This is a genomic window from Bradyrhizobium elkanii WSM2783, assembly GCF_000472865.1.
Taxonomy (GTDB): domain Bacteria; phylum Pseudomonadota; class Alphaproteobacteria; order Rhizobiales; family Xanthobacteraceae; genus Bradyrhizobium; species Bradyrhizobium elkanii_A.
In genome coordinates, this window is the sequence record NZ_AXAP01000061.1 from 1 (window position 1) to 20,118 (window position 20,118).

The 20,118-nt window shown below is 63.6% G+C and carries 21 protein-coding genes, 1 tRNA gene and 1 pseudogene; 8 read left to right on the forward strand and 15 right to left on the reverse strand.

Features of this window, described 5'->3' with window-relative positions; genetic code table 11:
* Positions 1 to 214: pseudogene (locus YY7_RS62635) on the forward strand (IS4 family transposase); the annotation flags it as partial.
* Positions 215 to 346: 132 nt separating this feature from the next.
* On the opposite strand, the gene YY7_RS0135355 reads toward YY7_RS62635, so the two are convergent.
* The 3 genes from YY7_RS0135355 to YY7_RS0135365 form a co-directional block, all read right to left on the reverse strand.
* Positions 347 to 1,717 carry an AmpG family muropeptide MFS transporter gene (locus YY7_RS0135355; RefSeq protein ID WP_028167320.1) on the reverse strand — a complete coding sequence of 457 codons (1,371 nt, stop codon included), beginning with the start codon at positions 1,715 to 1,717 and terminating at the stop codon, positions 347 to 349.
* Between the two features lie 85 nt (positions 1,718 to 1,802).
* Positions 1,803 to 2,108: a GIY-YIG nuclease family protein gene (locus YY7_RS0135360; RefSeq protein ID WP_028167321.1), complete on the reverse strand. Its 306-nt coding sequence runs from the start codon at positions 2,106 to 2,108 to the stop codon at positions 1,803 to 1,805.
* 56 nt (positions 2,109 to 2,164) lie between these two features.
* Positions 2,165 to 3,373 carry a DNA recombination protein RmuC gene (locus tag YY7_RS0135365; RefSeq protein ID WP_028167322.1) on the reverse strand — a complete coding sequence of 403 codons (1,209 nt, stop codon included), beginning with the start codon at positions 3,371 to 3,373 and terminating at the stop codon, positions 2,165 to 2,167.
* A gap of 170 nt (positions 3,374 to 3,543) precedes the next feature.
* On the opposite strand from YY7_RS0135365, the gene def reads away from it, so the two are divergent.
* From def to YY7_RS0135385, 4 genes are all read left to right on the forward strand, one after another.
* A complete protein-coding gene (gene def / locus YY7_RS0135370) occupies positions 3,544 to 4,071 on the forward strand; it encodes a peptide deformylase (RefSeq protein ID WP_028167323.1) in 528 nt (175 codons plus the stop codon).
* 133 nt (positions 4,072 to 4,204) lie between these two features.
* Positions 4,205 to 5,140, forward strand: a complete 936-nt coding sequence (fmt, locus tag YY7_RS0135375; RefSeq protein ID WP_028167324.1) for a methionyl-tRNA formyltransferase — start codon at positions 4,205 to 4,207, stop codon at positions 5,138 to 5,140.
* 6 nt (positions 5,141 to 5,146) lie between these two features.
* On the forward strand, positions 5,147 to 5,884 hold the full coding sequence (gene truA / locus YY7_RS0135380) for a tRNA pseudouridine(38-40) synthase TruA (protein WP_028167325.1): 738 nt from the start codon (positions 5,147 to 5,149) through the stop codon (positions 5,882 to 5,884).
* A 175-nt stretch (positions 5,885 to 6,059) separates the two neighbouring features.
* Entirely contained in the window at positions 6,060 to 6,362 is a 303-nt protein-coding gene (locus YY7_RS0135385) for a GIY-YIG nuclease family protein (RefSeq protein ID WP_028167326.1), read from the forward strand.
* A gap of 156 nt (positions 6,363 to 6,518) precedes the next feature.
* Here the strand turns inward: YY7_RS0135385 and dapE are convergent, their stop codons facing one another.
* The 10 genes from dapE to rpmH all read right to left on the reverse strand — a co-directional run bounded on the left by dapE (position 6,519) and on the right by rpmH (position 15,547).
* On the reverse strand, positions 6,519 to 7,673 hold the full coding sequence (gene dapE / locus YY7_RS0135390) for a succinyl-diaminopimelate desuccinylase (RefSeq protein ID WP_028167327.1): 1,155 nt from the start codon (positions 7,671 to 7,673) through the stop codon (positions 6,519 to 6,521).
* 204 nt (positions 7,674 to 7,877) lie between these two features.
* Positions 7,878 to 8,723: a 2,3,4,5-tetrahydropyridine-2,6-dicarboxylate N-succinyltransferase gene (dapD, locus tag YY7_RS0135395; RefSeq protein ID WP_028167328.1), complete on the reverse strand. Its 846-nt coding sequence runs from the start codon at positions 8,721 to 8,723 to the stop codon at positions 7,878 to 7,880.
* A 188-nt stretch (positions 8,724 to 8,911) separates the two neighbouring features.
* Positions 8,912 to 9,604: a pyrimidine 5'-nucleotidase gene (locus YY7_RS0135400; protein WP_035691736.1), complete on the reverse strand. Its 693-nt coding sequence runs from the start codon at positions 9,602 to 9,604 to the stop codon at positions 8,912 to 8,914.
* A gap of 142 nt (positions 9,605 to 9,746) precedes the next feature.
* On the reverse strand, positions 9,747 to 10,739 hold the full coding sequence (locus YY7_RS0135405; RefSeq protein ID WP_028167330.1) for a DUF1036 domain-containing protein: 993 nt from the start codon (positions 10,737 to 10,739) through the stop codon (positions 9,747 to 9,749).
* Between the two features lie 152 nt (positions 10,740 to 10,891).
* Positions 10,892 to 11,785: an acetylglutamate kinase gene (argB, locus tag YY7_RS0135410; protein ID WP_028167331.1), complete on the reverse strand. Its 894-nt coding sequence runs from the start codon at positions 11,783 to 11,785 to the stop codon at positions 10,892 to 10,894.
* Between the two features lie 217 nt (positions 11,786 to 12,002).
* Complete coding sequence (locus tag YY7_RS0135415) at positions 12,003 to 12,374, reverse strand: DUF423 domain-containing protein (protein ID WP_028167332.1); 372 nt, start codon at positions 12,372 to 12,374, stop codon at positions 12,003 to 12,005.
* Positions 12,371 to 13,024 carry a ribosome biogenesis GTP-binding protein YihA/YsxC gene (gene yihA, locus YY7_RS0135420; protein ID WP_028167333.1) on the reverse strand — a complete coding sequence of 218 codons (654 nt, stop codon included), beginning with the start codon at positions 13,022 to 13,024 and terminating at the stop codon, positions 12,371 to 12,373. Before yihA ends, YY7_RS0135415 begins: the two co-directional genes overlap by 4 nt.
* Before the next feature lie 111 nt (positions 13,025 to 13,135).
* The gene (yidC, locus tag YY7_RS0135425; RefSeq protein ID WP_028167334.1) at positions 13,136 to 14,986 is read right to left on the reverse strand and encodes a membrane protein insertase YidC; all 1,851 of its coding nucleotides are present in this window, start codon (positions 14,984 to 14,986) and stop codon (positions 13,136 to 13,138) included.
* A gap of 19 nt (positions 14,987 to 15,005) precedes the next feature.
* Positions 15,006 to 15,386, reverse strand: coding sequence for a ribonuclease P protein component (gene rnpA / locus YY7_RS53830; RefSeq protein WP_051397093.1), 381 nt, complete (start codon positions 15,384 to 15,386; stop codon positions 15,006 to 15,008).
* Positions 15,387 to 15,412: 26 nt separating this feature from the next.
* Positions 15,413 to 15,547, reverse strand: coding sequence for a 50S ribosomal protein L34 (gene rpmH / locus YY7_RS0135435; protein ID WP_008542748.1), 135 nt, complete (start codon positions 15,545 to 15,547; stop codon positions 15,413 to 15,415).
* Positions 15,548 to 15,919: 372 nt separating this feature from the next.
* Between rpmH and YY7_RS0135440 the strand changes: the two genes are divergently transcribed.
* The gene (locus YY7_RS0135440; protein WP_028167335.1) at positions 15,920 to 17,398 is read left to right on the forward strand and encodes a sensor histidine kinase; all 1,479 of its coding nucleotides are present in this window, start codon (positions 15,920 to 15,922) and stop codon (positions 17,396 to 17,398) included.
* A 189-nt stretch (positions 17,399 to 17,587) separates the two neighbouring features.
* Positions 17,588 to 17,664, forward strand: a tRNA-Arg gene (locus YY7_RS0135445).
* A 411-nt stretch (positions 17,665 to 18,075) separates the two neighbouring features.
* Here the strand turns inward: YY7_RS0135445 and YY7_RS0135450 are convergent.
* Together YY7_RS0135450 and YY7_RS58880 are read right to left on the reverse strand one after the other, a co-directional pair.
* Positions 18,076 to 18,957 (reverse strand): ArdC family protein, encoded by an 882-nt coding sequence (locus YY7_RS0135450; protein ID WP_028167336.1) that lies wholly within the window; start codon positions 18,955 to 18,957, stop codon positions 18,076 to 18,078.
* Positions 18,958 to 19,219: 262 nt separating this feature from the next.
* Entirely contained in the window at positions 19,220 to 19,636 is a 417-nt protein-coding gene (locus YY7_RS58880) for a DUF1236 domain-containing protein (protein ID WP_080663992.1), read from the reverse strand.
* A 131-nt stretch (positions 19,637 to 19,767) separates the two neighbouring features.
* Here YY7_RS58880 and YY7_RS58885 point away from each other — a divergent pair, with 131 nt between their 5' ends.
* Positions 19,768 to 19,992: a hypothetical protein gene (locus YY7_RS58885; RefSeq protein ID WP_028167338.1), complete on the forward strand. Its 225-nt coding sequence runs from the start codon at positions 19,768 to 19,770 to the stop codon at positions 19,990 to 19,992.
* The last annotated feature ends 126 nt before the right edge of the window (positions 19,993 to 20,118 follow it).

Here is a 20,118-nt window from a genome sequence, read left to right on the forward strand (position 1 = left end):
CCTCAATCAGCAGCTCGAAGCCAGAACCAAACGGCTGAAAAACCCACATCCCCCCGACAGCCTCGCCTGGGCCGCCTGGATCATCGGCCGCCTCGGCGGCTGGGATGGCTATCCATCATCCAAGCCGCCAGGCCCGATCACCTTCAAAACCGGCCTTGAATACTTCCATGCCGTCGCAGTCGGATGGAGCCTCAGAGATCCGTGCATGCCCTAGTGCGAAAGCAGGGACCCATAACCACCGAACGGTGTTGTGGCGCGCACAAGCGGTTACAGCTCTGCCTATCACAGAGGCTTGTGGTTATGGATCCCGGCTCGCGCTTCGCTTGGCCGGGACGACAGTGAGGGTTCAAACCTTAACCGGCCCTAATTCATCGAAATGCCCGCGGCGCTGCAGCCAGGCGAGCAGGATCAGGCTCGGGATCGCGACCAGCACGCAGATCGCGAAGAACAAGGGCCATCCTGTCGCCTTGGCGACGAAGCCCGCGCCTGACGAGAGATAGGTGCGCCCCACCGCGGCAAGCGCCGTCAGCAGGGCATATTGCGTCGCCGTGTGCAGGGGATTGCGGCACAGCGCCGAGAGATAGGCGACGAAGATCACGGTGCCGATCGCACTGGTGAAGTTCTCGCAGGTGATCGCGAGCGCCAGCGCCCACTGATTGACGCCGACCAGCGCCAGCCAGGAGAAGGAGAGGTTGGCGAGCGCCTGCACAATGCCGCCGATCCAGAGACTCGTTGCCAGCGAATAGCGCCGCGCCACGAAGCCGCCGGCAAAGCCGCCGATCAGGGTGGCGGCCAATCCCACGCCCTTGACGATCGCGGCGTAGTCGACCTTGCTGAAGCCGATGTCGATCACGAACGGCGCCGTCATCGTGCCCGAGAACGCGTCGGTGAACTTGAACAGCACGACGAAGGCAAGCGCCGCAATGGCATCGCGCCGGCTCAGGAACTCGGAGAACGCTCCGACCGCTGCCTGGATCACGCGGGAGAACGCTGTTTGCGCGGCCGTGGCCGCTTCGGCGTCCTTTGACTGCGCCGGCTCGGTCGCAACCAGCGCGGTGATCATCCCGATCACGACGAGGGCGGCCATCGCGACATAGCCCCACATCCAGGCCGACGACCGAACCAGACCGTAGGACTCGAATCCGCTGACCATGAACAGCGCGCCGGCGGTCGAGACCAGCATGCCGATGCGATAGGCCGCGACATAAGAGGCCATGCCGGCGGCCTGCTCGCTCTCGGGCAGGCTCTCGACACGAAAAGCATCGACGACGATGTCTTGCGTCGAGGAGGTGGTGGCGACCAGGAGCGCGGCAAAGGCGGCGAACCAGGGTGAACGCGCGGGATCGGCGAGCGCAAGCAGCAGGATGGTGGTGATCAGCAGCAGCTGCGAGAACAACAGCCAGCCGCGGCGCCGTCCGAAATGTCGCGTGAAGAACGGCACGTGCAGCGCATCGACCAGCGGCGCCCAGAGGAATTTCAGCGTGTAGGGCGTGCCGACCAGCGCGAGCAGGCCGATGGTGCCGAGATCGACGCCGACCTCGCGCATCCACACCTGCAGCGTCGACCCCGACAGCGCCAGCGGCAGGCCCGACGAGAAGCCCAGCACCAGCACGATCAGCACGCGTGGCTGCAGATAGACGGCAAGGCTGTCGCGCCAGGAGGTGGCGGCAGGCTCGGCTTTCTCGGTCGCGGCGGCTGTCGCTTCAGGCGCGGTCATGGAGCCCTGTTAGCAGATTCGGCCAAGAAAGACTGTCATCGCCCGGCTCGACCGGGCGATCCAGTATTCCAGAGACCTATTCGAATTACTCTTGAGTTCCCGCAATCTCGGGATAGAGATCGATCCAATCCGGATTACCTTTTTCGATCAATGAGATCTTCCAGGCCCGCGGCCACTTCTTCAGTCGCTTTTCCCGATGAATCGCATGCTCGATCTCCTCAAAGACCTCAAAATAGACTAGGCGGCTCACCTCATAGCGCTTGGTGAAGCCCTCAGCGATCTTCAGCTTATGTTCGGCGATGCGGCGCACGAGATCATTCGTTACGCCAATGTAGAGCGTGCCTCCGATGCGGCTTGCGAGAATATAGACGTAATAGCTGCGCGTGCCCAACTGCCGTCTCTGGAATACTGGATCGCCCGGTCAAGCCGGGCGATGACAATGGTTGCCTACTCCCCCGCCTGCAGCTTGGGCGGGGCGGGGAACAGTTCCGGCCGGCCGCTGGTCACGATCCGCGGCAGTTCCACCGGGGCGTCTGACTTGCTGAAATCGAGTTCCTCGATCCGGCCGGCGCGCTTTTCGATCTTGTCGGCGGAGATCAGGATCTGGCGCACGTCCTCATTCACCTGCGAGAAATGGTTCTGCAGCTTGAGCACGCGGTCGCGCAGCCGCGACAGATCGTCGCCGAGCTTGATCACCTCGGTGCGGATCTGGTCGGCGGCATCGCGCATCCGTGCGTCCTTCATGATCTGCTGCATCACCTGGATCGCGAGCATCAATAGCGACGGCGACACCAGCACTACGCGGGCGCGGTAGGCCTTCTGGATCACATCGTCGAAGCCGTCATGGATTTCGGCATAGACCGACTCGGACGGCACGAACATCAGCGCGGTGTCCTGGGTCTCGCCGGCGATCAGGTATTTCTCCGCGATGTCGCTGACATGCTTCATCACGTCGTTGCGCAAGCGTTGGCTGGCAATCTTGCGTTCCTCATCGCTGCGTGCGTCGTGCAGTGCGGTCATCGCCTCCAGCGGGAATTTCGCGTCGATGCAGAGCGGGCGCTGGTCCGGCAGGAACACCACGCAATCCGGCCGCTTGCCGCTCGAGAGCGTGAACTGGAATTCGTAGGAATCCTTCGGCAGTCCGTCCTGGACAATCGCCTCCATCCGCGCCTGGCCGAAGGCACCGCGCGACTGCTTGTTGGCGAGCACGTCGCGCAGCGTCGTCACCTGCGTCGTCAGGTCGGTGAGGTTTTTGTGCGCGTTGTCGATGATGCCGAGCCGCTCGTGCAGATGGCGCAGGCTGTCCATCGTGTGGCGCGTGGTCTGTTCCATGGATTGGCCGACGCGGTGGGTGACCGAATCCAGCCGCTCGTTGACGGCACGCGCCATCTCGGCCTGGCGGCCGGCGAGCGCCTGCGTCATCGCATCGACCCGGCCGCTCGCCTCGCTCTGGGCGCGCAGCACCTCGCTCAGCCGCTCTTCCAGCTCATCGGCGCGGATGGTCTGCGCGACAGCCAGTTCCGCGCCGCGCCGGGAGGACCGCGCGATCACGATGGCGATTGTCAGCAGCAGGATGAGCACGAGCACGCCGAACGCAACCAAAGCGTCCGCGACGCGGACCGGCCAGTCGCCGACCATGAAGAGAATCTCGCTCATGCGAGCGCTATAGCCGATTCGCAGGCAGCTGCGAACGAAAGTGGAACATTTACGGTTAACAAGCCGTGAAGATTCATGGTTAAGAAAAGCAGAAGAATCATGGTTAAGGCCGTCTTAACCGGTTCCGGATCGCATTGACCGCGGCATATCAAGCGCTTAAATCGCCCGCCATGGCCTTGAGAGAAATCATCATCCTGCCGGACAAGCAGTTGCGGCTGGTTTCCAAACGCGTCGAAAAGATCACGCCTGAGATCCGCAAGCTGGTCGACGACATGTTCGAAACCATGTACGAGGCGCCCGGCATCGGGCTGGCCGCGATCCAGGTCGCGCAGCCGCTACGGCTGGTCACCATGGATCTCGCGAAAAAGGACGAGAACGGCGAGACCACGCCGAAGCCGCGCGTGTTCATCAACCCGGAGATCATCTCGGCGTCCGAGGAGAAGTCGGTCTACGAGGAAGGCTGTCTGTCGATCCCCGAATATTACGAGGAGGTCGAGCGGCCGGCGCGGGTGCGCGTGCGCTTCACCGACATCGACGGCAAGGTGCATGAAGAGGATGCCGAGGGCCTCTACGCCACCTGCATCCAGCATGAGATCGACCATTTGAACGGCATCCTGTTCGTGGACTATCTGTCGAAGCTGAAACGCGACCGCGTGCTGAAGAAGTTCGCCAAGGCCGCCAAGCGCGCGGTGGAGTAGGTTACAATCTCTCCGCCGTCATGGCCGGGCTTGTCCCGGCCATCCACGTTCTTGGTCGGCGACAGACAAGACGTGGATGCCCGGGACAAGCCCGGGCATGACGGAGAAAACTGAACCATGTGAAGTGTGACCAATGCCGCTCCGCCTGATCTTCATGGGCACGCCCGATTTCGCCGTGCCGACGCTGCTTGAGCTGGCCGGCCACGGCCACGAGATCGCTGCCGTCTATACCCGTGCGCCGAAGCCGGGCGGGCGCCGTGGCCTGCAATTGCAACCGACGCCGGTTGAGCAGGAGGCGCGGCGGCTCGGCATTCCCGTGCTGACGCCGAAGACGTTGAAGACACCGGAAGCGCTGGAGGAATTTCGCGCGCATCAGGCGGATGCGGCCGTCGTGGTTGCCTATGGCATGATCCTGCCGCAGGCGGTCCTCGATGCGCCAAGGCTTGGCTGCTACAACCTGCACGCTTCGCTGCTGCCGCGCTGGCGCGGCGCTGCGCCGATCAACCGCGCCATCATGGCCGGCGATGCCGAGACCGGCGTGATGGTGATGAAGATGGATGTCGGCCTCGACACCGGCGATGTCGCGATGGCCGAGCGGCTTGCGATCACCGACCGGATGACGGCGGCCGATCTGCACGATGCGCTGGCGCCGCTCGGTGCCGACCTGATGGTGCGGGCGATGGCCGCGCTGGAGCGCGGCGGGCTGCAACTGACCAGGCAGCGTGAGGAGGGCGTCACCTACGCCGCCAAGATCGAGAAGGCCGAGGCGCGGATCGACTGGAACAGGCCTGCGCACGACGTGCTGCGGCACATTCACGGCCTGTCGCCATTCCCTGGCGCCTGGACTGAATTGCCTCACGATGGCGAAACGGTGCGTATCAAGATTCTCCGCTGCGAACTGGCGAACGGCTCGGGCGCATCAGGCGCAGTGTTGGACGATAACCTTGCGATCGCCTGCGGCGGGGGCGCCATCCGCGTCCTCGAACTGCAACGCGAAGGCAAGGCACGGATGAAGTCGGTCGACTTCCTGCGCGGCACGCCGCTGAAGGCCGGCGCGCGGTTCACTTAAGCCGTCATGCCCCGCTACAAGCTCACCATCGAATATGACGGCACACCGTTCTCCGGCTGGCAAATCCAGGAGACGGCGCCGACAGTGCAGGGCGCGCTGGAGGCCGCGGTGAAGGCGATGTGCGGTGAGGACGTGCGCGTCCATGGCTCCGGCCGCACCGATGCCGGCGTGCATGCGCTCGGACAGGTCGCCCATTGCGACATCGCAAAGCCGTTTCCGCCGGACCGCCTGCGCGATGGTCTCAACGCGCATCTGCGCCCGCATCCGGTTGCGGTGCTCGCAGCCGAGATCGTGCCGGACGATTTCGAGGCGCGCTTCTCCGCGACGAAGCGCCATTATCTCTATCGCATTAGGAACACCCGCGCGAACCTCGCGCTCGACATCGGCCGCGTCTGGCGCGTGCCGCGCCGCCTCGATGCGGACGCGATGCATGAAGCCGCGCAGCGCCTGATCGGCAAGCACGATTTCACGACCTTCCGCGACACCGAGTGCCAGGCCAAATCGCCGCTGAAAACGCTCGATCAGCTTGACGTTACGCGCAGCGGCGATGCGGTCAGCATCGTGACCTCGGCGCGCTCGTTCCTGCACAGCCAGGTGCGCTCGATGGTCGGCTCGCTGGTCTGGGTTGGCGAAGGCCGCTGGACCGCCGACGATCTCGCCACAGCACTCGCCGCCCGCAACCGCGCCGCCTGCGGCCCGGTGGCACCGCCGGAGGGGCTCTATCTGGTGCGGGTGGAGTATTAGGGGGCGCTTTTCCCTTTTCGTCATACCCCGCGAAGGCGGGGTATCCAGTAAACGCCGGCGTTCTTAGTTTGACCGAGACGCCGCGGAGTACTGGATCGTCCGCCTTCGCGGACGATGACGGCGGAGTAGGGATTATGGGCTTGACCAAGTGTCGTAGTCCGCGGAGACTTCCGCAATGCGGCCGCAAAATTTCTACGTCTATATTCTTGCAAGCAAAATCGGCGGGACACTCTACATCGGAGTGACGAACGATCTCATTAGGCGCATCGCCGAACATCGCTTGAAGGTCGTGAAAGGCTTCACCGAGAAGTATGGCGTCGCGCGGCTGGTGTACTTCGAACAGTTCGATGATCCCGAAAATGCGATCAAGCGCGAGAAGCGATTGAAGAAGTGGAATCGGGACTGGAAGATACGGTTGATCGAGGAGCACAACCCGAACTGGGACGACCTTTATCCGGGAATTGCCGGGCCTCCATAGAACTAGTCACACTCTGCCCGTCATACCCCGCGAAGGCGGGGTATCCAGTAAACGGCGATGTTTGTTGTTTGACCGAGGCGCCGCGGAGTACTGGATCGTCCGCTTTCGCGGACGATGACAGCGGAAGGGTGCGATGATTGAGGAAAGCCCCAGCACTCAAGCAAAATACCTGTCCAGCACGCCGCGATAGACTTGCGTCAGTTTTTCCAGATCGGCGACCGGCGTGCGTTCGTTGATCTGGTGCATGGTCTGGCCGACCAGGCCGAATTCGATCACCGGGCAATAGCTCGAGATGAAGCGGGCATCCGACGTGCCGCCTGAGGTCGAAAGCTCCGGCTTGTGTCCCGTCACTGCTTCGATCGCTCCCACCGCAAGGTCGGTGAACGGGCCGGGCTTGGTGACGAACACGTTCGAGTTCGATGGCTCCCACACGATGCGGGCGCGGATCCGGTTGCCGCAGGCTTTGGCGAGGCGTTCCTCCACCAGCTTGCGCAGGCTCTCCTGGGTGTGATTGTCGTTATAGCGGATGTTGAATTTCGCCCGCGCCTGGCCGGGGATGACGTTGCTCGCGGCATTGCCGACGTCGACGGAGGTGAATTCGAGGTTGGACGCCTGGAACTGCGCGCTGCCGTTATCAAGCGGCTCGTCGCTCAGCGCCACGATCAACCGCGAGATGTCCGGCACCGGATTGGAGGCGCGGTGCGGATAGGCGACATGGCCCTGCACGCCCTCGACATGGAGCGTGCCGGATTGCGAGCCACGGCGGCCGACCTTGATGGTGTCTCCGAGCACCTCGACATTGGATGGCTCGCCGAGCACGCAATGATCGAACTTTTCGCCGCGCTCGGCCGCCCACTTCAACAGCTTGATCGTGCCGTTGATGGAAACGTCCTCCTCGTCGCCCGTGATCAGGAATGAGATTGAACCCCTTGGCCTGCCGCCATTGTCCCTGAGATATTCGAGCACCGCGGCGACGCTGCAGGCGATGCCGCCCTTCATATCGACGGCGCCGCGGCCATAGAGGAAGCCGTCCTTCACCTCGCCGGAGAACGGGCCATGCGTCCAGGCAGACTCGTCGCCCGGCGGTACCACATCGGTATGGCCGGCAAAGGTGATGTGCGGCGCCTGATCGCCGATACGTGCATAGAGATTGTCGATGTCGGCGGTGCCGGGCTCGCTGAAGGTGACGCGGTGCACCTCGAAGCCGGCGGCGTTCAGGATGTTCTCGAGCACGCCGAGCGCACCTGCGTCGGCGGGGGTGACGGAAGGGCAGCGGACAAGGTCGCGCGTGATGGAGATGGCATCGGTCATGCTTCCGGACTTAACACGCCACCGCGGCGGCGGGCCAGCCTTGCGCGGCACGATTTCGGTTTCGTGTTGTCGCCCGTGCGCCGCGATGCCGCGCGCGTGAGCTAGAGCATTTTCGGTTCTGATGGAATCAGAACCGAAGCTCTAGATTCTTGTTTTGACGCGTTTTCTTCACGCGAACCGGTGGCCACTTCGCTCGAAAACGCTCTAGTCCCGCAGCAATTCGTTGATGCTGGTCTTGGCGCGGGTGCGCTCGTCGACGCGCTTGACGATGACGGCGCAGGCGGTGGCCGGGCCCGGCTGTCCATTCTTCATCGGCTTGGGCGGCAGCGTGCCGGGCACGACGACGGCATATTCCGGCACTTCGCCGACAAAGGTCTCGCCGGTTTCGCGATCGACGATCTTGGTGGATGCGCCCAGGAACACGCCCATCGAGAGCACCGCGCCCTTGCGCACGATCACGCCTTCGGCGACCTCGCTGCGGGCACCGATGAAGCAATCGTCCTCGATGATCACGGGCTCGGCCTGCAGCGGCTCGAGCACGCCGCCGATGCCGACACCGCCGGAGATGTGCACACGCTTGCCGATCTGCGCGCAGGAGCCGACGGTCGACCAGGTGTCGACCATGGTCGCTTCATCGACATAGGCGCCGAGATTGACGAAGGAGGGCATCAGCACGACGTTGCGGGCGATGAAGGCGGAACGGCGCACGATCGCGCCCGGCACCGCGCGAAAGCCGGCGTCACGAAAGCGGTTCTCACCCCAGCCATCGAACTTCGAGGGCACCTTGTCCCACCACGACGCCTTGCCGGGACCGCCGGGAATCTGTCCCATGTCGTTGAGGCGGAACGACAGCAGCACCGCCTTCTTCAGCCATTGGTTGACCTTCCATTTGCCGCTCGTCTCGCGCTCGGCGACGCGCGCCTCGCCCTTGTCGAGCAGCTCGAGCGCGTAATCCACGGCCTCGCGCACCTCGCCCGTGGTCGAGGTCGAAATGCCGTCGCGGGCTTCGAACGCGGCGTTGACGATGGACTCGAGGGCGGACAGCGACATCGGGCGATTCCTTGAGGCGGACGGGGAGGGTATTTGGAGCTTTTTCGGGATTTGGCGCGGCGGAGTCAAGGCTAACTCGCTGTCTGTCGTCACCCGCGAAGGCGGGTGACCCAGTAAGCCGCGGCGGCTGTAATTGGTCGAGATGCCGGCGATTACTGGATACCCCGCCTTCGCGGGGTATGACGGGTTCAGATTGTCTGAGAGAGCCTCTGCAAGAACCCCGTCAGATCGTCCGTGACGTGGTCGACATGCGCGGCGTCGCGGCCCTCGAGCTCCCAGTCCTCGCGCACGACTTCCTGCGTCCCGTCGGGCACCACCAGCACCGTGGTCATGCCGAGCTGATGCGGCACGACCAGGTTGCGTGCGAGGTCTTCGAACATCGCGGCCTTGGCGGGATCGACGTCGTGCAGCGCCAGGAAGCGCTGATAGGTCTGCGGCGCCGGTTTCGGCTCAAGCTCGGCGGCGATGATGTCGAACACCGCCTCGAAATGTGCGCCGATGCCGAGACGCGCGAGCACCGCGCCGACATGGTCGGTCGAGCCGTTGGTCAGGATCAGCTTGCGGCCGGGCAGCCTTGCAATCGCGGCGCCCATCGCCGGGTTCGGCTCCAGCGGCGAGTGATCGATCTGGTGGACATAGGCGAGGTAGTCGTCGGCGCGGACGCCGTGCTCGGTCATCATGCCGCGCATCGTCGTGCCGTAGCGGAGGTAATAGTCCTTCTGGATGCGGCGGGCTTCTTCCGCCGTGACGCCCAGCCAGTTGCTCACGAACTCGCCGATCCGCGCATCGACCTGCTGCCACAGGTTGACGTGATGCGGATACAGCGTGTTGTCGAGGTCAAACACCCAGGTGTCGATATGGTCGAAGGCGCGGGGAGCCATGATGCCTACTTTCCGTCATGCCCGCGAAAGCGGGCATCCAGTATATGGCGGCGGACGAGGGATACGACAGGCGGCGCGGAATACTGGATCACCCGCTTTCGCGGGTCATGACGTCTGAGTATGCGGGTCCACGACGCCATTATCACGGCATCGCAAAGCGCAGTGTCTTGCCGCCGCTGGTCATGTCGACCGGCGCAAAGCCGACCGCGGCCAGCCCGCGGGTGGCGCAATCGCCCTGCTCGGCGATCTCGAACTTGCTCTCGCGGGTGCAGAGCTGCGTCGCGCCGCCCCAGTTTAGCGGCTTGTCCTTCAAGCGGATGGTGCGGTTCTCGGCATCGACGGCTTCGGCGAAGGAGAAGATCTGCTTCGGCTGGCCGGTGACGTCGGGATGCAGGCACTTGCCGGGATCGATGCGATACCAGCCGCGGCTGGTGACGGCCTTGCCGTCGTCAGTCGCCACCGCCGCCATGACCTTGTGCGGCGTGTCGTTGCACCAGGTCAGTCCGGTCGCGGATGGCTTCTGCACGGCATCGATCATGGTGGTGAAGAAATTCGGCGATTGCACGACGTCGCTGGAGAGGCCGCGGCTCTTGAGGAACGCCGACAGCGCTCCTTGCGTCTTCGGCCCGTCGACGCCGTCGATCGGCGCGGCATCATAGCCGGCGATCACGAGCAAACGCTGGATGCCGGCAAGCCGCGCCTGCTCCTCGTCATATTCGGAGCCTTCGGCGAGATAGGCGACGAGGTTGCCGTCCTCGGACTGCGTCGGCGTTATCTGCGTGAATTGCGCCGGCGTCTGGCCGCTGCGGCACTGGCGGGCGGCGGCGATGACAAAATTGTCCTGCGCGACGCAGAGCGTGTCGGTGCCGTTTTGCGGGATTGGCGAGGCGCCGTAGACGCCGAGCGCGCGCGCATTCAGAAGCACGCGGTCGGCGGTAAGCGCGCCCTGCACCACGACGCGGCAGGCGGCGGGATCGATCCGGAACCAGCCGCGCGTTGCGGTCGCCGATTTCTCATCGATCCCGATCGCGGCCTCGACCACGTAGCTCATGCGGTTGCAGAGTTTCAGGTCGGCGCGCGCCGGCGCAGAGGAAAACAAGAACGAAAGCGCCGCGGCCGGCACCGCCGTCAGCACTTGAGCTAGAAGGGACCGGCGCGATCTCCTCACCCTCGCCTCGTCATGCCCGGGCTTGACCCGGGCATCCACGCCTTTCGCACGCGGTTGCTGCTGAAAAGACGTGGATGGNNGGGACGAGCCCGGCCATGACGGTGAATAGTAGGACCTGGTCACTTATGGATCAGCGTGCCGGTCCCCTGATCGGTGAACAGCTCCAGCAGGACCGCATGCTGCGTCTTGCCGTCGATGATGACGACGCCCTGCACGCCCTGCTCCAGGGCGTAGATGCAGGTCTCGACCTTCGGGATCATGCCGCCGGAAATGGTGCCGTCCGCGATCAATTTGCGCGCATCCTTCACCGACAGTTCCGGGATCAGCTTCTTGGACTTGTCGAGCACGCCCGGCACGTCGGTGAGCAGCAGCAGGCGCTTGGCCTTCAAGGCTCCGGCCACCGCGCCGGCGAAGGTGTCGGCATTGATGTTCAGCGTCTGGCCGTCCTTGGATGTCGCCAGCGGCGCCAGCACCGGGATCAGCTCATAGCCGATGAGCTGGTTGAGCAGCGTCAGGTCGACCTTCTCCGGTTCGCCGACGAAGCCGAGATCGATCGCCTTCTCGATGTTGGAACCAGGATCGATCATGGTGCGCGTCGTCTTCGACGCCTTCACCATGTTGCCGTCCTTGCCGGAGAGGCCGACCGCCTTGCCGCCGGCCTCGTTGATATAGCCGACGAGCTGCTTGTTGACCGAGCCGGCCAGCACCATTTCGACGATCTCGATCGTCGCCGCATCGGTGATGCGCAGGCCCGCCGCGAATTCGGACTGGATGCCGAGGCGCTTGAGCATGGTCGCGATCTGCGGCCCGCCGCCATGCACGACCACCGGATTGATCGCGGTCTGCTCCAGGAGCACGATGTCGCGCGCAAACGCCTTGGCGGTGTCCTCCGCGCCCATGGCATGGCCGCCATATTTGATGACGATGGTTTCCTCGTCATATTCTTGCATATGCGGCAGCGCCTCGGACAGGATGCGGGCCTGGTCGAGCGGGCTGATCTTCGTGTCGGTCATGGAGCGGGTCTCGCTATTCCCAGAAAGCGGCGTCGGGCGCGGTTCTATCTGATTGGCGGGCGAGGCGCAAAGCGCTGTTCACCCTCTCCCCTTGTGGGAGAGGGTGGCTTCGATGCGGAAGCATCGAAGCCGGGTGAGGGGTCTGTCTCCGCGGATAGAGACCCCTCATCCGGCGTGGACTGCGTCCACGCCACATTCTCCCACAAGGGGAGAAGGGTTAAGTCCGCCGTGGCCATGCTGCCGCAAGCGCCAGCACCAGCCAGCTTACGATCAACAGCGTCCCGCCGGTCGGCGCGGCCATCGGAAACAGGCCGTGGCCGGCATATTGGCGCAGGCAGAGATCGCCGGCGAACAATGACGCGGCGATGACGAAGCCGATCGCTGAAACAGTCCCGATCGCGCGGTTCAGCAAGCCGCGCCCGACGAGGGCGATTGCCCCGAGCACCGCACTGGCATGAAACAGCAGCATCGACGAGGCGGCTGCAAGCCGCGTCGCATCGGCGAGATGGGCGGATCCGGCCGCCAGCATCACGCCACAGGCGCCCATGATGCCGGCCAGGACCAGCAGGATTCGATGCAGGCTGTTCATCCGCGGCGCTCTTCGAGCAGGCGCACCATCGCGGCACGCAGCTCCGGCATGCCAGTGCCGGTGCGCGAGGAGGTCGCCAAGACATCCGGAAAGGCGGCCGGGTGTTTCGCCAGCGCGGCCGCGGTCTCTTCGATGCGGGCGGCGAGTTCGGAGGCTTTCACCTGGTCCGCCTTGGTCAGCACCACCTGGTAGCTGACGGCCGATTTGTCGAGCGTCTTCAGGACATCGAGATCGACATCCTTGATGCCATGGCGGGCATCGATCAGGACATAGACCCGCGCCAGGGTGGCGCGGCCCTGCAGGAATTTTTGGATCAGCGCGGTCCAGGACGCGACCTTGGCCTTGGGCGCGGAGGCATAGCCATAGCCGGGCATGTCGACCAAACGGAAGCCCGCTTTCTCAGGGCCTTCGAAGAAGATCAGTTCCTGTGTGCGTCCCGGCGTGTGCGATGTGCGCGCGAGCGAACTGCGGCCGGTGAGCGCGTTGATCAGGCTCGACTTGCCGACATTGGAGCGACCGGCAAAGGCAACCTCGAGCCCCGCCATCGGCGGCAGCGTCTCGATCGACGGCGCGGCCCAGATGAAATGCCAGTCGCCGGCGAACAGTTTTCGCCCCGCTTCGATCAGCTCCGCATCGGTTTCGGCGGTCATGTGGGAAGGATCTCATTCCCCGTCATTCCGGGATGGTCCGCAGGACCAGACCCGGAATCTCGAGATTCCGGGTTCGATGCTGGCGCATCGCCCCGGAATGACAGCATCATGTTACGTCGCCTTCTTCGCGAAGGTGGCCTTGAGATTGTCGAACAATTCTACCTTCACCCCGTTCCGGTGCATGATGTAGCTCTGCTGCGCCACCGAAAGCAGGTTGTTCCAGGCCCAGTAGATCACCAGGCCTGCCGGGAAGCCGGCCAGCATGAAGGTGAAGATCAAGGGCATCCAGTCGAAGATCATCTTCTGCGTCGGATCCGGCGGCGTCGGATTGAGCTTCATCTGGAACCACATCGTGATGCCCATGATGATGGGCCAGATGCCGAGCCAGAGATAATGGCCGAACACCGGGATCGTGGTGGGGTCGAACGGGATCAGGCCGAACAGGGTGAACAGGTTGGTGGGATCCGGCGCCGACAGGTCCTTGATCCAGCCGAAGAACGGCGCGTGCCGCATCTCGATGGTGACGAACAGCACCTTGTAGAGCGAGAAGAACACCGGGATCTGCAGCGCGATGGGAAGACAGCCCGCGATCGGGTTGATCTTCTCCTTCTTGTAGATCTCCATCATCTCCTGCTGCTGCTTCACCCGGTCGTCCGGATAGCGCTCCTTCAGCGCCGCAAGCTGCGGCTGGATCGACTTCATCTTCGCCATCGAGGCGTAGGACTTGTTGGCGAGCGGGAAGAACAACAGCTTCACGATCACCGTCACCAGCAGGATCGAGACGCCGAAATTGCCGAACAGGCGATAGAACCAGTCGAGCGCCAGGAACATCGGCTTGGTGATGAAGTAGAACCAGCCCCAGTCGATCAGCAGATCGAAATGATTGAGACCGAGCTGCCGGTTGTAGCCGCCGGGTCCAAGCGGGAAGTTGATGCCGACGACGCCGGCTTCCTTGGCGCCGGCGAACAGCCGCGCATTGGCGGTGACGGTGGCGCCGGCCGCGACGGTCTGCGGCTCCAGCAGATAATCGGTCTGGTACCTTCTGTTATTGTTGATCAGATCGGAGGAAAAGCTCGCCTGCAGCTTGGCGGAGGTGCCCGGCAGCAGTGCGGAAGCCCAGTATTTGTCGGTGATGCCGAGCCAGCCGTCGGTGGCGCTGAAGTTCACCCGCTTGGCGTCGTCGATCTTCTTGTAGCCGAATTCCTGCAGGCCATGATCGCCGAGATAGCCGATCAGGCCTTCATGAAGGATGTAATAGCCGGAAACCTGCGGCGTGCCGTGGCGCGAGATCAGCGCAAAGGGATAGAGCGTGACCGGGGCGCTGCCGGCATTGGTGACGTCATCCTTGATGGTGAAGAGATAGCGGTCATCGATCGCAATCGTGCGGCGGAAGGTCAGGCCTTCGCCATTGTCGTATTTCAGCGTGACCGGATTAGTCGGCGTCAGCGCGCCGGAACCCTCCTGCTGCCACACCGTGGTCGCGTCGGGCATCCGCACCGTGGCGCCGGTCGCCGGCACCCAGCCGAATTCCGCGTAATAGGGTGCGGCGGTCTGCGACGGCGAGAACAGCACGATCGGTGGTGATTTCGGGTCGACGGTGTCGCGGAATTTCTCCAGCGACAAATCGTCGATACGCGCGCCCTTCAGCGAGATGCTGCCTGACAATGTGGGCGTGTCGATCTTGACGCGCGGGCTGGCCTCGATCGCGGCTTCGCGGCTGACGACCGGCGCGCCGGAGGCCGGTTGCGCGCTCGAAGGCGAAGGCGCCGATCCCGGCTGCGGCGCGGTGCCCGGAGTCGTCTGCTGCGTCTGCGGCGGCGTCTGCTGCTTCTGCAGTTCAGCCTGCGCCTGCTGCTGTGCGCGCTGCTTCTCCATCTGCGGCACGTTGTAGAAATATTGCCAGGCGATCAGCACCAGGCCGGATAGAATGACGGCGATGATGGTGTTGCGGTTGTCGGTCATCTCTTCAAGGTCTCGTCATTCAATTCCGGTTGCCGCCGCTCTTTATGTTATTCTGGCTGCGGCCGCTTTTGGCCGGTTGCCGGTCGAGGCGGCGGAGCGCTGTGCGGAGGTCGTCGAGCATGGCCGCGAAGTCGCGGGTTAGTGCATCCCGGCGGCCGACTAACACATAGTCATGATGTGGCCGCATCGGTATGACGTCGAGCCGCTGTATCAGCGCGCGAAGCCTGCGCCGGATGCGGTTGCGCTCGGTAGCGGTGCCGTTCTTTTTGGTGACGGTGAAGCCGACGCGGATCGGGCCGTCATCATCACGGGCGCGGCCTTGCAGCACAAAGGCCGGGCTGGTCGCCCGCGCGCCATTGGCAACGGCGACGAAGTCCGCCCGCTGCCTTAGCCGATCCATTTAGAATCTCCGGAAGACGCCCGGGCTCAGGCGCTCAGACGCTTGCGGCCACGCGCGCGGCGCGCGGCGAGGACCTTGCGGCCACCGGCCGTGGCGAGACGGGCGCGGAAGCCGTGGCGGCGCTTGCGCACCAGTTTGCTGGGTTGATAAGTCCGCTTCACGGGTCGTTCTCCGCTGAACAGGCAATCTGCCGATGAATTGAGATAGGTCCGATGATGCTGGCCGGCCCAGAATGGGCCATTCGCGGCCCCAAATGAGCCGCCCCCGGCAAAACCGGGGCATCGCGGACAATTTGCGCGGCTTATACGGGAGCGCCTCCTTTTCGTCAATGTCGGCCAGCGCGGCAAAAGCGGTTCTTCGAAAGGTCGTAATTCGCGGAAATAGTCCTGATTCTGTGGGGTTGTTGTCTATGTGGCCCGGCGTTAGCCGGCTGCATCCGGGGCACATGGAACCGGCTTACATTAGCGATCCGTAATTTGACCGGCGATGGTGCACGGCAGCATGCTGAACATGCGCCAAAGAAGGCCTATATCGTGTCAGTGACCGACGATCAGCCGACGACGGAGAAGTCTCGGGCGCAGCCGGTGTACCGGCTTGGCCTGTCCGGCAAGCTTCTGCTGCTCACGATCCCCCTGGTGATGATCGCCGGGATGCTGATCTATGTGCCCGCGATCGCCAACTTCCGGATGAACCGGCTGAACGACCGGCTGGCCGCTGCCAACACCGCGGCGCTGGTGCTCGATGCCGCGCCGTCCGGCTACGTCCCGGAATCGCTGGCGCGCCAGATCCTGACCAGCATCGGCGCTCGTGCGGTGGCCATCAAGATGGGCCAGCAGCGGCGGCTGCTCGCCAGCGCCGACCTGCCGGCTGCGATCGACCACGACGTCGACATGCGCGAGATGTCGGTGTGGTCGGCGATCGTCGATGCGTTCCAGATCATGCTGGAGCATGGCGACCAGACCATCCGCGTGGTCGGGCCGGCGCCGGGCCAGGCGCAGTTCATCGAGGTCGTGATCGACGAGAAGCCGCTGCGGCAGGCGATGTACCGCTTCTCCCGCAACGTCTTGATCGTCGCGCTCTTGATCGGGGGCCTCACCGCGGGTCTGGTCTATCTCGCCCTGCATTATTTGTTCGTGCGCCCGATGCGGCGGCTGACCGCGAGCCTGATCGGTTTCCACGAAAACCCCGAAAGCTCGGCGCGGATCATCGTGCCGAGCCAACGCGGCGACGAGATCGGCGTCGCCGAGCGCGAGCTTTCCGACATGCAGCGCGACCTGGTCTCGATGCTGCATCAGAAGAGCCGGCTGGCGGCGCTGGGGCTCGCCGTCTCCAAGATCAACCACGATCTGCGCAACCTGCTTGCCTCCTCGCAGCTCTTGTCCGATCAACTCGCAAGCGTCCCCGATCCCAGGGTGCAACGCTTCGCGCCGAAATTGCTGCGCTCGCTCGAACGCGCCATCGCATTCTGCCAGTCGACATTGTCCTACGGCCGTGCCCAGGAGGCCGCGCCCGACCGCCGCATGATCCTGGTCGAGCCCGTCGTCGTCGAGGTGCGCGAATCGGCGGGGCTTGCGTCCGACGCCTCGATCACCTGGATCAGCGCCATCGAGCGCGGGCTTGCGATCGACGCCGATCCGGACCAGCTGTTCCGCGTGCTGCTCAACCTCGTGCGCAACGCGGCGCAGGCGCTGGAGAGCCGTCCGGCAACCGACGGCGGTGCCCAGCAGATCCGCATCACCGGCCGCCGCGAGGGGACGGTCGCGATCATCGAGGTCTCCGACACCGGCCCCGGCGTTCCCCAGAAGACCCGCGATCACCTGTTCGAGGCGTTCCAGACGTCCGGCCGCCCCGGCGGCAGCGGGCTCGGCCTTGCGATCGCCGCCGAACTGATCCGTGCCCATGACGGCGAGATCCACCTCGTCGAAGGCACCATCGGCGCCACCTTCCGCATCGCCATCCCCGACCGCCCGGTGGAACTCCAGATCGTCCGCACCGAGCGCGCACGGGCGTGAGGTGGGCCGGAATAGCGGGAAACTCCGGATTTTTCACCTCCCTGGGCCCACTTTCGGCTCAAATCAACCCAGCGAACCGCCATCCCGGACCTTGCCAACCGGGCCGGGACCCTGTAGCTAGAGCGCTCTTTCGCTGATGCGCCCGAGCCTCCTCGGATGCACCTTGGGCCAAGCCCCTCACGCGAAAACGCGCCCGTAGCTCAGCTGGATAGAGCATCAGACTACGAATCTGAGGGTCGGACGTTCGAATCGTTCCGGGCGCGCCATCAAGCTTTTGCAAACACAGCGTTTTTTCTGCCGAACGATTTGGCTGCTTCCATGCCGCTCGCTCTTGGAAGCAATGTGGAAGCGCGCTGACCTAAAAGTCCTCACTCGGCGCATTTGCATTCAGCTTTGCAGCTCACGCCGCCCCGTGCGAACCGCTCGGGTTCGTAATAATTCTTTCGCAACAGTCCCAGTGCGTTCCGATAAGCTGAGTACCCAGTAGGGAATGGGCCGTGCGCTGGTTCCGTAGGCGCGAACCCCCGCTGCCGCGCGCACCAGTACCAACCTGCGCTGAGCCGTCCGAAGCTTTCCAGCGACCGGTCAGCATAGAACACCTCAATAGGAGCGCCGGTCAGTGGGTGGATGTCGAAGAACGCCTTATGGGCGCGTTCGGGATGGGACACGGCGGTGCCTCACGCAGCAACGTCCGTTGGCTCGGCAAGCGTCAGGCCGCGCAGGTAATCAGCGGCGGCTTGTGCCTTGCTGCATGCCGTGAAGAACGCCCGGCTATCGGCCTTCAGGAGGCCAATCCAGTTTTGGATATAACCCGCGTGGCGCAGATCGCCGTCGATCGAGAACTCGGCACAAAGAAACGCTGAGCACAGTTCGGCAACCAGCTCCTCGGCAGCGTATGCCCTCTCGCCAAAGCGGTGGCGCAGATCACGTGCGAGGCGCGACTTGTGCCCAGTCCAGTGGCCAAGCTCATGAAACGCGGTGGCGTAGAACTGTGCAGCGTTCTTGAAAGCCTCAAAGCGGGGCAGGCTGACGGAGTCATCGCCCGGGCGGTAATACGCCTCGCCAAACCCTTCCCGGATGGTAGCGCCGCTGCAGGCCAAGAACTCGTCAATCGTGGCGTCGCGTTCGTCTGCATTGCGCGGCTTTCCCTCACCGAGCGTCACGACCCGCGCGGGTAGGTTCTCGCACTGGTCGACGTTGAACACGGTGTATTCGCGCAGCATCGGCACAAGGCGCGTTGCGGTGTCATCCTCCGCGCTCTTGTCGCGGACCTGTAGCTGTTTCACGAAGTAGACCTTCGTGCCGCGTTCACCCTTGCGAACACAACCGCCCAGCTCCAAGGCCTGCTTGAAAGTTAGAAATCGCGGCGTGCGATATCCCGCCGCTTGCGCCATCCACAACAGAATGACGTTGCACCCCGAATAGGGGCGATTGGTCACGGCGTTGCATGGCGTGTTCGCGCCGGGACTCGCTGACCATGGCTTGATCCACGGCGCCGCGCCGGCTTCTAACTCTGCGATGATGCGCGTTGATACTTCTGCATAGAGGTCACGTTTCATACTTCCCTCGCTGGCTGTAGCTGACGCGACCACGGTCGGTCGCGTTGCTAAAGCCGCGTCGGGTCGGATGAAGCGGACCTGGAAATTTTACCCCTGGGGGTGCATGGACGGGCCCCCCGGTCTCGCGCGCGCCGAGACATGGGTTGAAAATATATAGCCCCAAAAAAGTAATCGTTAAGAAAGTATGAATGCAGGGGCAATCTGCGAATACGAAAAAGGCCGCTCGGACGGAGTGGCCTATCCGCATGTTTCGAGCTGCAGCTTACTCAATGACTTCGACGATGCGCCGGGTACGAGGTTCGACCAATACGGGCCGATCGTTGATGACGGTATATCGATAGCCGCGAACACCATATTCCGGCGGCACGTCGTAAGTGGTGACACCTGCGTTAGGAAGCACAGTGCCGACCCTCACATCGCCTTGATAGCGGTAGGCTGGCCGTTGTTGTTGGACAACGTAGCTACGGAAGCGAGGTCGTTGATCCGCACCCAATACGCCTGCCACGCCGCCGACTACACCGCCCACGGTACCACCGACGATTGCGCCCACCGGACCCGCAGCTCGCCCACCCTCACGGGCGCCACGTTCAACGCCTCCGGGTACGCCCTGCGCCGATGCCGACATTGGCACGAATGTGAGCGCGGCTATAAATGCCGCCCCAAGAACCTTACTATTCATCCTGGACCCTCCTCCTGTTGATGTTGGGTCATACATTGGGCCATGACCGGTTGGTTCCAACGGATCACCGGGGAAGGGACTTCAATTACGGCGCTACCCCGCTATGGCGCTACCCCGCCGGGAGATGCGGCATGAAAAAACCGAGCAAGACTGCGGCTGAACTCGAAGCCTCCATCAAGGTAGAAATGGAGGACATTTGCGATGAGCCGACCGATACGTCGTTTTCGGTTCAGCCTGACGGTAACAGTTGGAAGGTCCGAGTTCTACAACAGGGAAACGTCGACGATGCGGAGCGTCGCGATATGATCGAGCGGATCGCTGCCCGGCTGAAAGCTGAATATGACTTGAAGAGATGAGCCAAGATCACGGCATGATGGCGGCCCGCAAGTAAAATTCATACGGCCGGCCGCAGCCATGAGCACAACTGCCAATTGTGGTTTTCGTCGAGCCGGTTATTCTCCGGCTGCTGAGTCGGTTATGTA